The organism is Dyella sp. 2HG41-7 (assembly GCF_021390675.1).
Taxonomy (GTDB): Bacteria; Pseudomonadota; Gammaproteobacteria; order Xanthomonadales; family Rhodanobacteraceae; genus Dyella_B.
Genome location: NZ_JAJEJV010000004.1, coordinates 2421816 through 2435812 on the forward strand (window position 1 = coordinate 2421816; position 13997 = coordinate 2435812).

Genomic DNA, 13997 nt, shown 5'->3' on the forward strand with positions numbered 1-13997 from the left:
CGGTTGCCCGTGTTTGCACCATCCCTACGCCAGCACGAACTGGATCAGGTTCAACGGGTCACTGCGCTGCGTACTCGCCAACAGAATCTCAGCCCCTTGGCAGGGCACCCCTGGTGAATAAACAGGGTCGCCGACCGTGTACGTATTGTCAAATCCGTTGGGCCAGCGGAAGCGGCATGCCTTACCATTCTTGGTATGGCAGCCACCAAGACGCAAAAATCCCGCCCGATTACCCGTGCGTTCTGCAACCGCGACCCGCTCGTCGTTGCGCCGGAACTGCTCAATAAGGTGCTGATATGCCGGGACGGGCGAGCTGGGCGGATTGTGGAAGTGGAGGCCTATCGCGGCGCCGACGATCCGGCGGCGCATTCGTTTCGAGGCAAAACGCCGCGCACGGAGGTGATGTTCGGGCCGCCGGGACATATGTATGTCTACTTTACCTATGGCATGCACTGGTGCGGAAACGTGGTGTGCGGCCCGAAAGGCGAGGGCAACGCCGTGCTTATTCGCGCTTTGCAGCCCATCGCCGGCCTGGATTTGATGTACGCAGCGCGTCCGTTGGCGAAAAACGATCGGCAACTGTGCAACGGGCCCGCGTGCCTCACGCAAGCGATGAGCATGACCAAGTTGCAAAACGGCATCGATCTGATCGCGGGCGACGACTACGCGGTGGTGGATGATGGAACGCCGCCGCCATCGCAGCTTGTACAAACGACGCGCATCGGACTCACCAAGGCGGCGGACTATCCGTGGCGTTGGTATGTGCCGGATAGTCCTTACGTTTCGAAGAAATAGGAGCCTCTAAGGAAGCCAGTATCCGCTCAATCCGCGCGGAACAGGGTTGCACCACTGATTTTTGTATTCGGCATTAGACTTGCCGTAGCTATAGATCAACAATTTGCCGCTTTGCCGGCTTTCTTCCCAAGCATTGCGTCCATTGATATAGGAAAGCAAAGCCCCTGGGCTAAGCCGCTTGAGCGTCTTGTCCACGCCGCCGTTTATATAGTCGATGCAGATGGTGCTGCGCGTGTCGGCGCGAAAATTGATTTGAATGGCGACGGGGGCCTCGTCGAGCCAAAGCACTTTTCCAAAGAGAAACTTTTTTAGCGCGGAAAACGTTTCGGCGAGCGAGTCGGATCCGAGCGGCTTTCGTTGCCAGCGTTGCGCAAATAGCTCCGTGTAGATGCCGGCAATGTCGTCGTCGCTGAACTCCTGAACGTCGCGAACGATTCCGCCTTGGCGCTCAAACCTTCGCACCTTCATTTCATACTCTTTCTTACCGGTAGGCAGCTCTTCTGGAATTCGCTTGAGAATAGCCATGCTCTTGGTGGCGCCCCCGACGAAAAGCGACCCGGCGATTTGCGAGCGCTGCTGGTTCAGCAAATACTTCGCCTTGTAGAGAACGGTGCAGCGATGCTGCGGGTCGATCGGCAAATAGATCGCCGGATACCCGAAATCGACCTTGTCGATAAGATGTTGGGCGCTCAGCGCAGAGTGATCGCCCGCAATAAATGCACCCCAAGTGGGAACGGCGCCTACGCATTGACCATTTTCGAAGTAGCCGCGATAGCGAACTTTTATGCCATGCGCATTTTCGAAATATTTCAAGACATCCGGATGGACAATAAAGCTACCGCCCCACGTGTCATAGCAATGGGCGTAATCCGCTTCGCTTAATGCGCTGGTGTTGGCCGAGCGAAGGTCGTATGCGAGATTGGAAAACAAGTGAGATTCACCGGCCTTTGAATGGATCGGATGACGCGTTACACGATCTTATACGCCACTGCCGTTCTGGATGAGTCTCTCACGGAAGTCGTTACAGTGGTGTGGTTTGGTTGGCGAGTTCCGATCCGACGGGGGTGGCGGCATTCTGTATGGTCGTTCGACCACGAAGCTATTTGTCCATCGTTTCATAGGCGGCAACCCAGCCATCGCCAATTTCCACAAAGCGCACATGGGCCGCTTCGGTCGATCCGGCGCTCATTTCCATAAGTATTTCGACGGCCCTCAAGGCCTGGGTTAGGGCGCGAGCGTCGACGTAAGGCGAAAGCCGCAATGCATCGCGCACAAGTTGCACAACGCCGTGCGCGTTTTCGATCAGCGTGTATGCGTCGTCGAGCAGGCGAAGCGGATTAACGACGGGAGCGGCGAAGTAGCTGGCGCTGAGGGTTAGCCAGGCGCCATCGGCTTTTTCTTTCATGGGGAATCCTTTGCGCAGGGGAGCGGTGGCGCAGGGCATATGCCGCGCACGCTTGGGATCGCGCCGCGCATTGCACGCGACGCGAAGGGTTACAGGTAAGACCTGTCCGACTTGTAGGAATCAGCTGCTTCCATTTCGTCGGAAACCCACTATGGCCCGACGCCGCGCCGAAGGCGTGGCGGTGAAGTAATTGACGCAAAGCACCGCTGCGGGAGCACGGGATCGTGCGGGTGCCGTATGATCGAGCGTAACCATCGTTAACTCCGTAACCAAGTTGGTGGTGGCCAGCGGATCGTCTGAGCGCCTAACTCCGGCGATCCGCGTTACTTCACATCATGTCGGACGTGTCGTGTTCATCGAGGCGGATGCGCACGCCCGACAGTTGAACTTTTGCACAAGGTGCGGGCCCGATCTGTCGGGCGCAATGGATTTCGCGTGTCAGTGAATCCTACGCGACGTATCCGAAAATGCTTTTGCAATGCGTATGAAAATCGCAGCGCCTAGATTTCCATAAACGGCATATCTACACGACGACGATACGCTTGGTAGAAACCGGGCGTGTGATGCAGTTGCGTGCCTTGCGTGAGAGATTCCTCGGAAGCGATGCGTCCAAGAAAGAACATATGCGATCCGATTTCCTGGCTGTGAACGATATCCAGCTCTTGAACCCGCAATGCCGAAGCAACCGTTGGGATGCCGAATTCGCGCGATGGGCAAACCGGAAACGGAAGCGACTTCCAGTCATTCAAGGGAAGCTTGTGATGCTCGGCCAACTTGTAAACCGTATCCTTCATGTCGGAAGGAATATTGGATAAAGCGACCCTGCGTGCTTCGCGCATTACGGGTTGGGAAATATTGGTGCTTCGCAACGCCAGCGAGAAAAAGCCGCTGCGTTCCAGCGGGCCAATCAAATCCATGGGGAAGATATTTCGATGCCCCGGCACGTCCACCGAAACGAGTATGACCGGGCGCGGACACAGATAGGCGATCATGAGTTGCTGCACCGCAGCCGATTCCATGGCGAGGTGATGCGGTGCGCGGTGTTTCTGCATCTGTCGGTTTTGAAGCCACGCGTTCCACGGACGTCGTGGCCAACCCAGACAATGATGTTCCCCGGCGGCGACGTGGTAGAGGGTGAGCGAGCGCGTGTCGATGGCGATCGATCCGGCATACGCAAGGTGCAGCGCGCCAAGAAGTTTTCCCGTGGCGCGATCGCGATATTCGAGCAAAGGGCGTTTGCCGGCATCGAGGCTCGTTGCGATGACCAATGGCATCAACGACGCTACGGTGTGGTCCTTCGTGACATCGGCCGAATCACCATGCCAGTGCAGCGTCGCCGTCACCGCGTTCGACGGCGGCGCGATAGCTACCGTCGACCATTGCGGCAAAGGGCGCACAAACGGTCTTATCCATGCCTTGAGCATCTCAGGTTCGCCGAAATAGCAAAAAGATGTAGAGATTCGTCGCGAGCCCCATGCCGCGCGGCGTGACGCGTTCAAGGCGAAAATAGGGCGCTGCGGCATGCGCTACGACACGCGGCGTAAATCGATGAATACGGCTTTCGCTTGGAATGGCGTAGCGTCCGTGGCGCAGGAGATTGACGAGGTTTTTTCGCCACCAGCCGTAGCGCGCGTCGCCGAGATAGAACGGATTGAGCATGCTGGCCAGTACAAAACCGTCTTTACGAACGACGCGCGATAGATCCTTGAACAGCGTCACATGATCGTCGATGTGATTGAGTACCGCGAAATTGGCGGTGACCGCGTGCACTTTGCAGGCAAGCGGCCATCCAATCTCGACAACGGTGTTGCGGGCGATTTCTTCACGGCAATGCTGCGTCAAATAATCACGCATCGCTTCCGAAGGCTCGTACACGAATGTCGCATGTCCGTTGGCGGCATACGTCTTTGCATCGATACCCGTGCCCGCGCCGAAGTCGAGAATATCCGCGCCCTTGGCGAGACGACTTAGCACCATGCTCTGAAACTGGCTGCGCACCCGACGATCGCGTCGCGATGTCTGGATAAAGACGTGGTAGTGCTCTCCGGTATGCATGTCGCTGGCAACCTTGCTAATCCGCACACGATCTTCAAACCCCGTGACGTCGAGGTCTCGTCCAGGTGAGTGCCGATCGGGCAATAAAAGGTTACAAGGCCCCAAGTCCGGTCTTTCCGCGGAAAAGCTGAAGGGAGCTGCGTATTGGCATCCCGTTGGCTTTATGGCGACGCGATGATTACGACTGCGTTGATACGGTTGAGGCCGGCATTATCGAAAGGGCCGAAAAGACATGATCACTACGACAACCAAACGTGTAGCACCTTTGTGGATCGCATGCTCGATCGCATTTTGCGGCATAGCGACGGCGCAGACCACCGCGCCAGCGACACACAATCCGAATGCGCCCGTTCCAGTGGTAGCGGCTGCGGTTGGCGGCGATGCGCAATTCGTCACGTCTGCGTCGACCGCTAACGCAACGGAAATCATCGCCAGCCGATTGGCGAGTACGCAAGCGCAATCGCCGAAAGTCAAGGCGTTTGCAGCGACGATGATCCAAGATCACACCGCCGCCAACGACAAGTTAAGGACCATCGCCCAAAAGAATGGCTTTGCTTTGGCGAGCACGGCGATGGTGGAACAGCAGCCGGATCTCGCCAAGCTACAGAACTTGAACGGCAAGGATTTCGATACGGCTTACACCGCGATGATGAATAAGGATCATCAGGACGCCGTCGCGCTGTTTACATCCGAATCGACGAAAGGGTCCAACGCCGAGTTGAAGGCGTTCGCGACACAAACGCTGCCCGCCCTGCAGCACCATTTGGAGATGGCTAAGGCGCTGTAAATGGCGCTCGGGAGAAAGGTGCTATGCAAGTCGATCACAAGTGTGCGTACGATCCGTGCGAATGCATGATCAACAGCGATAAAGAGTATTGCTGCGAGTCCTGTCGCCATAACGACAACCGCTCCGGCGCTCGCGTGACTGAAGAGGAATGCGATTGCGGTCATGACGGTTGCGGAGAAGAAGAGCTCGGTGGCGCGACAACCGGCCACGCGGCGGGTCATCGTTTGTGACTTGAATGCGGATGGGTTCGACGGGCGATCAAGCCCGTCGGGCCGGCCATCTTTTGCTAATTAAATCGCTATGCGGCGCCTGCGGCAGCACCCATGTTGTGCGTGCCGATGATGCGGGCGGCGTGCGAGGTCGCGCCCCCCTATGCCGAAGCGCAAGGTAAGCGCCCCATAGCAAGAACAGGCATAGCACGACGATAAAGAATATCCAGGCTGAGAACTTCATAAAGTCGCCAAACGATCAAAGGTCGATCTTGGTGCCGATTTCAACCAATTGACGCGCCGGCATGCCGTAGTAAAGAACGGCCGGCTCCGCATTACGATAGAGATAGATGAAAAGCGCTTTGCGCCAGCGCCACAGGCGGTCTTTGTGCTCGGCTGTCACTTCATCGGAGCCAATAAAGTACGAGAGTTCGTTCGGATCGAGTCCTGGATCGAAATCCAACGCTCTAAGTTGCGCAGGCACGTCGATACGTTCGCTGAAACCAAAGCGCAGGCGGACCCAATAGAAACCCTCGCCGAGATCCTTTACTTCGCGATGCTTTCCGCGCCGGACTCGCGGCGTGTCCGCGTCATCGTCGATATGGAGCAAGATGTTTCGGCGATGCAAGACCTCGTTATGCCGAAGGTTTTGCAACAAAGCCTGCGGCGCCCATTGGCGGCTTCGCGTCAAAAACACGGCCGTGCCTTTCGCGCGTAACGGCTTGCGCGCCATCACCTCGCGGATCAGTTCGTCGAGCTTTTTACCTTCGCGATGAAGGCGCTGTATCACCATGGCGCGCCCGCGGCGCCAAGTCGTCATAACCAAAAGCGCGCATACGGCCAATAGCAGCGGAAACCAGCCGCCTTCGCGCAGCTTGAGCATATTGGCGGTAAAGAACGCGGTGTCGATAAAACCAAATACGGCGCCGAAGCCAGCAAGCTGAAGCATGTTCCACTGCCATTTTCGCTTGGCGACGATCAGCATAAGGATCGTCGTGAGCAGCATGGTTCCGCTGACGGCGATGCCGTACGCGCCGCCCAGGCGTTGCGACGATCGGAAAATCAGCACGCTCGCCATGACCGCAACGAACAGCATCAAGTTGACGGCCGGCAAATAGATTTGACCTTCCATTTCTTTGGACGTGTGCAGAATGCGAGCGCGCGGCAGATAGCCGAGCTGGATGCCTTGTCGCACCATCGAGAAAGCGCCGGAGACGACGGCCTGGGAAGCGATAATCGTGGCGCAGGCCGCCAGTGCGATCATGGGGTAGAGCAATACGTGCGGAACCAGCCGATAAAAAGGCGTGGCGCTCGCATCAGGGTGCTTCAGCAGAAGCGCACCTTGTCCGAAATAATTCAGCAGCAACGCAGGCAGGGCGAGACAGAACCACGACCATCGAATGGGTGCGGCGCCGAAGTGGCCAATATCGGCATAGAGCGCCTCAGCGCCTGTCAGTACCAGCACTACCGCGCCGAGCGAAGCAAACCCTTTGAAGCCATTGTGACCCATATAAAGCACGGCGTAATAGGGATTCACCGCGTCGATCACACTGGGGTGACCCAAAATCGCGGCGATGCCCAATACGGCAATGCAGAGCAGCCAAAAGGCCATCAGCGGGCCGAACAGGTGACCCAACAGCGAGCTACCACCACGCTGCAATAAAAAGAGGCCAATCAAAATGCCGATCGCAATCGGCAACACCCACGGCTGGAATGCCGGCGTCGCCAACTGCAATCCTTCTACCGCCGACAAGACGGAAATGGCGGGCGTAATGACGCTGTCGCCAAAGAATAGCGCCGCGCCGGCGAGCCCCAACATAATCGTCAGCCAGGTGATCGCCCCGCGACCGCGCATGGCGCCGCGCGCGAGCGCACCGAGCGCCATCATGCCGCCTTCGCCGTGGTTGTCGGCCCGCATCACAATCAGCACGTATTTGCCGGTGACAACTAGCAGCAGGGCATACAGGCACATCGACAAAAGCCCAAGCACGTTGTCGTGATCGGGTTTTACGCCTTGCTCGCCGAATGCTTGTTGCAAGGCATACAACGGACTGGTGGCAATGTCGCCGAAAACCACGCCGGTGGCCGCCAGTGCAAGCGCCGGCAGCGTTCGTTGCGACGGATCGGCACCTGCATGCGCTTGTTTGACCATGGCGTCCACGTGCTAGATGTACAAGATCACGGGATGTAGCGAACGTCGACGCGATGTCGAAGCATTGTCACGGCGCATAACTAAGACCTTGTCTGCATTGGGATCGATGCTAGGCGATCGACAAGTAGGCGTAAGGTCTACAAAAGGCGAAATTGAAGTCGACGACGCTTTCCGGCGACGATAGCGATGCGATCCGTTCAATGACGAAGTTTTCGCAACGCGCCGCCTTTGTGTAACGCGATATGAGACGTTTTGTCGCTTTCGATCTCGTATTGCGGTTCGTAACGGCTGGCGTGATGGATGTAACCCTTGTACGCCACGTTGTGCGTGTGCACGCGCACGATATGCCCGCGAACCCGACCGGCTTCCGAGTTCCAACTTACATGGTCGCCAACTTTGAACGTCATGGATGCTCTCCGCCTTCCATCCTAGGCGACGTCGAGTCAATCAATTGCGAGGACATGCGGGGGCGATGCGAATCGGCAGTGTCGGCAAAGTGGCGCTTGTTCGTGTGCCTGCAGCCGTCTGTATGCGTATCGCGTCGTCGGGAAGCGCCTTCAAATGCGTGAAATTCGGCGACCAAATCTTGGTAGGGCCGGAATTGTGCGGCGCGCCGTCGCTGTCGGTCCAATTGTCGACGATGCGCAGATGGCCGCTCCAATCCGCCCAGGCGCTGATCCACGATCCGAGCACGACATTCCGCTCGACGTTGAAGTCGAAGCTGTGTTCATCGAGATAGACGCCGTTGCCTTCACCACTGTGGCGCATATCGATGGCGTTGCGCACCACGCACGATGTGCCCGATGTGGACGTGGCCTGCGTGTAGATGGCGCCGCCGTCAGCAAGCTGCAGCATCACACGTTCGACGCGGTTACCGACGATATGGATCGCCGATTGCACGGGTTGCGAGCCTTCGTAGTTCCATCCCCAGCCGACGGAAATGCCGCTATAAGGCAGGTCGGCGATGGTGTTGTGAAGCAGATCGAGTCCGTTGACGAAACCAGCCATGATCGCCACGTTGTCGCGATAAGCGATGGCGACGTGATCGATCTGGTTATCGGCGATCAGCACATTTGATGTTTTGGTGCCGGGATCGTGGGGATGTGCTTCGGTGTCGCCAGCGAAGATCGCTCCGCCGCCAAGATCGGTAAATCGCGAACGCATGAGGGCGACGCCGTGCGAATCCTCGACAAAGGCAATGCCCGCCGCGGCCAAATGCGCAAACGCATCGCGATCGAACACGATATCGCGTCCTGCCTGGATGGTGACGGCGCTGTCGATGCGCGTCATGCCTTCGCCGTTGCCCGGCAGCGACTGTCGCCCGCGACCTTCGACCAGATAACCCGCTTGCAGGCTGACGTAGCCGTCGTCGGAGTGCGCTTGGCGCCATTCGGTGTTGGCGAACGCGATACCTTGAAACACCACATCGTGAATCGGCTTTTCGTGCGTGCCGGTCAACGTCAGCAGCGCTTCCAACACGGGGACTTCGATGACGGGCGTTCGGGCCGATTCGTCCACGCGTGGCAGGTAATAGAGCCGATGATTTGCTCTGTCCACCGTAAACGCGCCGGATTCGCGCGGCATGCCGTTCAAGCCATCGAAACCATCCATACCTTGGTAGTGCTTGCCAAACGGACTGGCGACTTTCCAATCGTTACGCGAATCGATGCCGGTGTTGTGCCAACAAGGTCGCGCCACAGTCACGCGACCGTCGCCAAGCGCAGTAATGCGGCAGTGGAAGTCGCGCCATCGCGCATGCACGTTGACCAGCGAGCCAGCTTGCAGTCGCTGCATTAAGCCAGGTGGAATATCGAACAGACCTTTTTCATCGACCTTGCAGGCGGGGCAGGCGGCGGTTTGATCGGGCAGGCGGCGCTGCCCATCCAGATAAATGCTCGATGCGTCTTCTTCGTCGGGCTGTAGCGCGAATACCCAATAGTTTCCTTCGCGTTGTCCCGCGACGCGTCGACTTCCGATCAGTGTGGGATGCGCGTTTTCAACGGCATGCCAGTGGATGGGATGACCAGGTGCGCCACTGTCGCGGCTGTCGAGGCGCAACGGTTGCGATAGGCGATATGCGCCATCGAGTAACGCGATATCGATCGCCGTTGCGCCGGCGTCGCGTCGAGCGCGTGCCGCGGCTTGCACGGCGAAAAGAGAGCAGGGCGATCGAACGCTGCAGTGAGTATTTGCCGTTCCGTCGGGCGACGCATAAAGCGTTTCAGCGCTCGCGGTCTGCGACGAAATCGCCCAAGCAAACATAAGCAGCACCACATAGTGGAAAGACGACTTCACCATGGCGCGACTTACATCAACCAGCGCGCTTTTGCATATGCACCAGCACAGCGCTTGCGCGCGGCACATGCACGCGTAAACCGTTCGCGGCATCGCCTTGCCAGGGTGTGGTGACCAATCCCGCCGTTTCGCGGCTGTTCGGCGATGCGGCTTGCAGCACTTCGAGCTGTTGAATCGCGAACCCTTCGGCCTGAAGCGATACGTCCGCATCGAGCAGCAGATCTTTGTTGATCAGCGCCACCAGCATCGTGTCGTCGCGTCTTCCCGCATAAGCGGCGAGATTGGCGCCGCCGGTATCGAGCGTGTTCGGCAACATGCGCGCGCCTGCGAAACGTTGCGCCAGCGCGATGCCGTGATACAGCGGGCGTGCCTGGAATCCGAGCGCGACATTGCCGGCAATCGGCGAATAACGCGAACTGACGGCGTTGCGTTTTGCGGAGAGTTCGCCGGCATCGTTTGTCGCATGAACATCGACGCCCAGCGACGCTTCTACCGACGCCAAGGTGCCGCCGTGGAAGTGAATGCCAGCCACGCCGGACGTGGCGAGCCCGAGCATAAAATCCGCGCCCCACAACGCAGCTGCGAACACATTGCTGACGCCGTCGCGGCCGCCGAAGTAGTACGAGTTGGCTTCGGTGAGGCGAACGGGCAAGTGGACGTCGTCGGCGACGCCGATAAGTTGATCCATGCCTTCCAGCAAACCGGGGTCGCCACCCAAGATATCGCCGATCGAGCCGCGTGGCGCAGCGTCGCGATAGTAGTGGCGACTGAGAAAGCGATTGTCCGCTGCATGTTTGCGCGCGTATTCGATCACCCAATCGGAATTGGCGCCGGTGTCAGGGCCAGCCAGCGGCAAACCGGCTGCGCGCAACGCCTGCGCGTAAGGCACCCACGCCGCATCGAAATCGGCGTAGCTCTTTTCGAAATTGTTGGCTTCGTTGCCGATCTGGATCGCGAGCAAACGGTCGCCGACCGCATCGCGCACCGCTTTCGCCAGATCCAACGCCATGGCCGGCACGCCGACGCGCAAATTCACGCCGAACACCAAGGTCCATCCGGTGGCGCGAAGAAAGCCGGCGAGGTTATGCAGCGATTCGGGGTGCAGCGTCACTGGATGTTGCGGTCCATGCTTATGCGCTTGTTCCGCCGGCAATGCGCCGTGGTATTCGCTCCACGTCGTGACGTCGCTTGTATTACCGCCGATGCGCAACACACCGTGCGGATTCAATTCGCGCAGCAGTGCGATCAGCGAATGATTATCGGGGGAGAAGAACGTGGGGTCGGCGAGTAGTCCTGTTTCATAGCTGAGGCTGGCGAGCGAATCGCTGACGACGCGCCCTTTGCCATCAGGCTTGATGGCGAAACTGGCTTGCACCGCTCCGGATTTCGCCGTCTCGCCCGCGAAGACGGCGCTGTTGCTCAAGACGCCCGCCACCGGCAGCAACATGGAAGCTTTCAGCAGCGTGCGCCTGCCGGGTTCGAACGTGCTCATGCTGCCTCTCCGATTTGCGTCGACTTACACGGACTTTAACCCCATTTCACCTATAAACGAAAGAAAAAGAAATGTATCGAAAGTAACAATTAGCCTGCACGCCCAGCGCTCGACGCCGGTTTACTGGTTTTGATCGCCAGCGAGGCAGAACGAAGGGGACGCCCAGTGGCGTCTTCCTCGACCGCTTCCACCAGCACCTGGCCGGTTTCATCCGTCGATTGCACGATCAACTGAGCCAGGCCGTGAAAGAGGGAGCGCTTGGGTTCCTTGTCGCTTTCCAGGCAATTGGGGTTGCCATTGCCGACGCCGATCAACTGACCCTTGCCGGAAATTCGGAACGCCAGCTTGTTGTTTGCGGTAGGCACGAGCCGGCCATGATCGTCCAGCGCTTCGACCGTGAGGATGGCGACGTCTTGTCCGTCCGCGGAGATTTCCGCGCGATCGGCGCTCAAGCGCAGCTTTTGCGCGGGGCCCGTCGTTTCGCGACGCTCCGTCAACACGACTTGTCCATTACGACGACCGCGCGCCTCGATCACGCCGGGCGCGTAGGCGACCTTCCATTCGACATGTCCCAGATGCGGCACCTTCTTGACGCCCAAACTTTTGCCGTTGAGCAGCAGCTCCACTTCATCAAGATTGGTGTACGCCCAAACGGAAATGTCCTGGCCTTCTTTGCCTTGCCAATTCCAATGCGGAAACACGTGCAGGCTGGGTTCGTTTCGCCACCAGGCTTTGTAGTAGTAGTAATAATCCTTGGGAAAACCGCATAAATCGACGATGCCGAATTGCGAACTCGTCGAAGGCCATCCATACGGCGTCGGCTCGCCGCGATAGTCGAAGCCCGTCCAGGCGAAGCCGCCTGCGAGCCATTCGCGCGTGCCGTAATACGTCCACCATTGTTCCGGCGTTTCGCCCCATTCCACGACGCCGTCGTAACTGTTGACGGTGTTCTTCGACGGATCCGAGGCGTATTCGCCGCGCGTTGAAATGGCGCTCGATGTTTCCGATCCGTAGACAGCGCGCTTCGGATGCTTCTTGTGGAACCCGTCGGGATAGTCGATGTGGTAATTGAAACCGATGATATCCAGCGCATCGGATACGCCTTGCTCGTTGTCGCCGTTGACGGCCGCGGACACCACACGAGTAGGATCGAGTTCATGACAGCGTTCGACCATGGCCGTCGCGATGCGCGCACCTTGTGGCGCCAATTCGCCTTTTTGCAGTTTGAATTCTTCGTTGCCGATCGACCAGATGATGATCGATGGCGAATTGCGATAGCGCTTCACCATGGTGTCGAGTTGCTGCATGCCGCTCGGGTTGGAGCTCATCTGGCGCGTTTCGCACATCATCAGCATGCCCATGCGATCGCACGCCTCGACCCATTCCGGCGTCGGCATATTGTGCGACGTGCGCACCGCATTGCAGCCCATGCCTTGCAACACGCCGATGCGAAATGCTTGCAGCCGGTCGGGCAGGGCGGCGCCCACGCCGGCATGATCCTGGTGATTGCAGGTGCCTTGAATCTTGACCGGCTTGCCGTTCAAGAAGAAACCGCGATCCGAATCGAACACCGCAGTGCGAATGCCGAACGGAACGCGTTCGCCGTCGAGCAACTTTCCATCTACCGACACTTTGACGTGCGCCGTATACAGATGCGGCTCTTCCAGCGACCAAAGCGTTGGGTTATTCACCGTCACCGTGGCCCGATAATCCGACGACGCATTCGGTGCGATGGTCTGCGCGGGCGATGTCGCCTGCGCAACGGTGTGACCGCCAGCGTCGACGATGGTCCATTCCAGCGAGGCATTGGCCGGATGCGCGTTGTCGTTGTCGACCACGGTCGCCAATTCCAGCGTGGCGGCATCGCCGTGCAGGGTGGGGCGCACCACGCTTTCCCACTGGCGCACATGCACCGCGTCCATCTTGGTCAGCCAGACATGCCGATAGATGCCGGCGCCTTCGTAAAACCAGCCGTCGCCGAAACTGGCGTCGACTCTGACGACCACGACGTTCTTGCCTCCGTAGTTGAGGAAATCGGTTAGGTCGAAGCGGAACGAGGTGTAGCCGTCGTCGTGGCGACCGATAAAACAGCCGTTGACGAACACCACGATGTCGCGCATCACGCCATCGAATTCGATCCAGATACGACGGCCACGATCGCTCTCCGGGATATCGAACACGCGCCGATACCAACCCACGCTAGTGGCGGGATAGCGCCTGCCCAGCGGCTTGTAGCCGTGCGACGTCATGCGGTCGTCTTCGTCGCCCTTGTCGTCGTGCACGAAAGGCAGTTCGACCGCCCAGTCGTGCGGAAGATGCAACGCGCGCCAACCGTCGGCGTTGAATTCGGTGGTGGCGATTTTGAACGTGCCGGTCTTCGAGAAATCGCTCTGGCCGAATCCAAAGCCGAAATCCTTGGTCGGATCCTCGCCGTTGCCAAATGCAAACTGCCAACCGAAATCGAACTGCAGTTGCTCGCGCGGCGCAAGCGCCGATGTGTTTTGCGGCAGCGTCCAAAGCGGCTTGGCGGGCATCGGTTTGCCGTTGGCGGCCCACACAAAGCGCGGAAGCAGCGAGGAGCCCACCAGACCAAGGCTGGAAATGACGAAAGTACGGCGCGTTATATCGATCATGAAAACCGCATCCTTTGAGGTAACACCTGCGTATGTCATGACCAGGACGGCGCATGACAATGTTGGGTGTCACGTGATGGTGTTGTCGATAACGGAAGACGCGCGTTGCTTGCGCCTTCCGAATGCGCACCATAGCAAAGAAACGGCGAAGTCCAAGCGCGGACTTCTCATTTT

General features: G+C 58.5%; 12 protein-coding genes and 1 riboswitch. Of the genes, 3 read left to right on the top strand and 9 right to left on the bottom strand.

From position 1 onward, the window contains the following. Positions 1 to 3: 3 nt before the first annotated feature. A riboswitch (TPP riboswitch) is annotated at positions 4 to 122 on the bottom strand. A gap of 73 nt (positions 123 to 195) precedes the next feature. Further along, positions 196 to 795, top strand: coding sequence for a DNA-3-methyladenine glycosylase (locus L0U79_RS12255; RefSeq protein WP_233842556.1), 600 nt, complete (start codon positions 196 to 198; stop codon positions 793 to 795). Between the two features lie 6 nt (positions 796 to 801). On the opposite strand, the gene L0U79_RS12260 is transcribed toward L0U79_RS12255, so the two are convergent. The 4 genes from L0U79_RS12260 to L0U79_RS12275 form a co-directional block, all read right to left on the bottom strand. After that, positions 802 to 1725 carry a GNAT family N-acetyltransferase gene (locus L0U79_RS12260; protein ID WP_233842557.1) on the bottom strand — a complete coding sequence of 308 codons (924 nt, stop codon included), beginning with the start codon at positions 1723 to 1725 and terminating at the stop codon, positions 802 to 804. Positions 1726 to 1894: 169 nt separating this feature from the next. Further along, entirely contained in the window at positions 1895 to 2200 is a 306-nt protein-coding gene (locus L0U79_RS12265; RefSeq protein WP_233842558.1) for a hypothetical protein, read from the bottom strand. 500 nt (positions 2201 to 2700) lie between these two features. Continuing rightward, the gene (locus L0U79_RS12270) at positions 2701 to 3597 is read right to left on the bottom strand and encodes a flavin reductase family protein (protein WP_233842559.1); all 897 of its coding nucleotides are present in this window, start codon (positions 3595 to 3597) and stop codon (positions 2701 to 2703) included. Positions 3598 to 3625: 28 nt separating this feature from the next. Beyond that, positions 3626 to 4255: a methyltransferase domain-containing protein gene (locus L0U79_RS12275; protein ID WP_233842560.1), complete on the bottom strand. Its 630-nt coding sequence runs from the start codon at positions 4253 to 4255 to the stop codon at positions 3626 to 3628. Positions 4256 to 4487: 232 nt separating this feature from the next. Here L0U79_RS12275 and L0U79_RS12280 point away from each other — a divergent pair, with 232 nt between their 5' ends. Both L0U79_RS12280 and L0U79_RS12285 read left to right on the top strand, forming a co-directional pair. Continuing rightward, positions 4488 to 5042: a DUF4142 domain-containing protein gene (locus tag L0U79_RS12280; RefSeq protein ID WP_233842561.1), complete on the top strand. Its 555-nt coding sequence runs from the start codon at positions 4488 to 4490 to the stop codon at positions 5040 to 5042. Between the two features lie 23 nt (positions 5043 to 5065). Beyond that, a complete protein-coding gene (locus L0U79_RS12285) occupies positions 5066 to 5272 on the top strand; it encodes a hypothetical protein (protein WP_233842562.1) in 207 nt (68 codons plus the stop codon). Positions 5273 to 5510: 238 nt separating this feature from the next. Here the strand turns inward: L0U79_RS12285 and L0U79_RS12290 are convergent, their stop codons facing one another. From L0U79_RS12290 to galA, 5 genes are all read right to left on the bottom strand, one after another. Beyond that, the gene (locus L0U79_RS12290) at positions 5511 to 7403 is read right to left on the bottom strand and encodes a potassium transporter Kup (RefSeq protein WP_233842563.1); all 1893 of its coding nucleotides are present in this window, start codon (positions 7401 to 7403) and stop codon (positions 5511 to 5513) included. A 197-nt stretch (positions 7404 to 7600) separates the two neighbouring features. Continuing rightward, the gene (locus tag L0U79_RS12295; protein WP_233842564.1) at positions 7601 to 7810 is read right to left on the bottom strand and encodes a DUF2945 domain-containing protein; all 210 of its coding nucleotides are present in this window, start codon (positions 7808 to 7810) and stop codon (positions 7601 to 7603) included. A 40-nt stretch (positions 7811 to 7850) separates the two neighbouring features. Continuing rightward, complete coding sequence (locus L0U79_RS12300; protein ID WP_233842565.1) at positions 7851 to 9701, bottom strand: right-handed parallel beta-helix repeat-containing protein; 1851 nt, start codon at positions 9699 to 9701, stop codon at positions 7851 to 7853. 13 nt (positions 9702 to 9714) lie between these two features. Beyond that, complete coding sequence (locus tag L0U79_RS12305) at positions 9715 to 11190, bottom strand: hypothetical protein (protein WP_233842566.1); 1476 nt, start codon at positions 11188 to 11190, stop codon at positions 9715 to 9717. 89 nt (positions 11191 to 11279) lie between these two features. Next, positions 11280 to 13823 carry a beta-galactosidase GalA gene (gene galA, locus L0U79_RS12310; protein WP_233842567.1) on the bottom strand — a complete coding sequence of 848 codons (2544 nt, stop codon included), beginning with the start codon at positions 13821 to 13823 and terminating at the stop codon, positions 11280 to 11282. Between the last annotated feature and the right edge of the window lie 174 nt (positions 13824 to 13997).

Coding starts and splice junctions, on each gene's coding strand:
- L0U79_RS12255 (WP_233842556.1), top strand. CDS start 196: ATGGCAGCCACCAAGACGCAAAAATCCCGCCCGATTACCCGTGCGTTC.
- L0U79_RS12265 (WP_233842558.1), bottom strand. CDS start 2,200: ATGAAAGAAAAAGCCGATGGCGCCTGGCTAACCCTCAGCGCCAGCTAC.
- L0U79_RS12275 (WP_233842560.1), bottom strand. CDS start 4,255: ATGCATACCGGAGAGCACTACCACGTCTTTATCCAGACATCGCGACGC.
- L0U79_RS12280 (WP_233842561.1), top strand. CDS start 4,488: ATGATCACTACGACAACCAAACGTGTAGCACCTTTGTGGATCGCATGC.
- L0U79_RS12285 (WP_233842562.1), top strand. CDS start 5,066: ATGCAAGTCGATCACAAGTGTGCGTACGATCCGTGCGAATGCATGATC.
- L0U79_RS12290 (WP_233842563.1), bottom strand. CDS start 7,403: ATGGTCAAACAAGCGCATGCAGGTGCCGATCCGTCGCAACGAACGCTG.
- L0U79_RS12295 (WP_233842564.1), bottom strand. CDS start 7,810: ATGACGTTCAAAGTTGGCGACCATGTAAGTTGGAACTCGGAAGCCGGT.
- L0U79_RS12300 (WP_233842565.1), bottom strand. CDS start 9,701: ATGGTGAAGTCGTCTTTCCACTATGTGGTGCTGCTTATGTTTGCTTGG.
- L0U79_RS12305 (WP_233842566.1), bottom strand. CDS start 11,190: ATGAGCACGTTCGAACCCGGCAGGCGCACGCTGCTGAAAGCTTCCATG.
- galA (WP_233842567.1), bottom strand. CDS start 13,823: ATGATCGATATAACGCGCCGTACTTTCGTCATTTCCAGCCTTGGTCTG.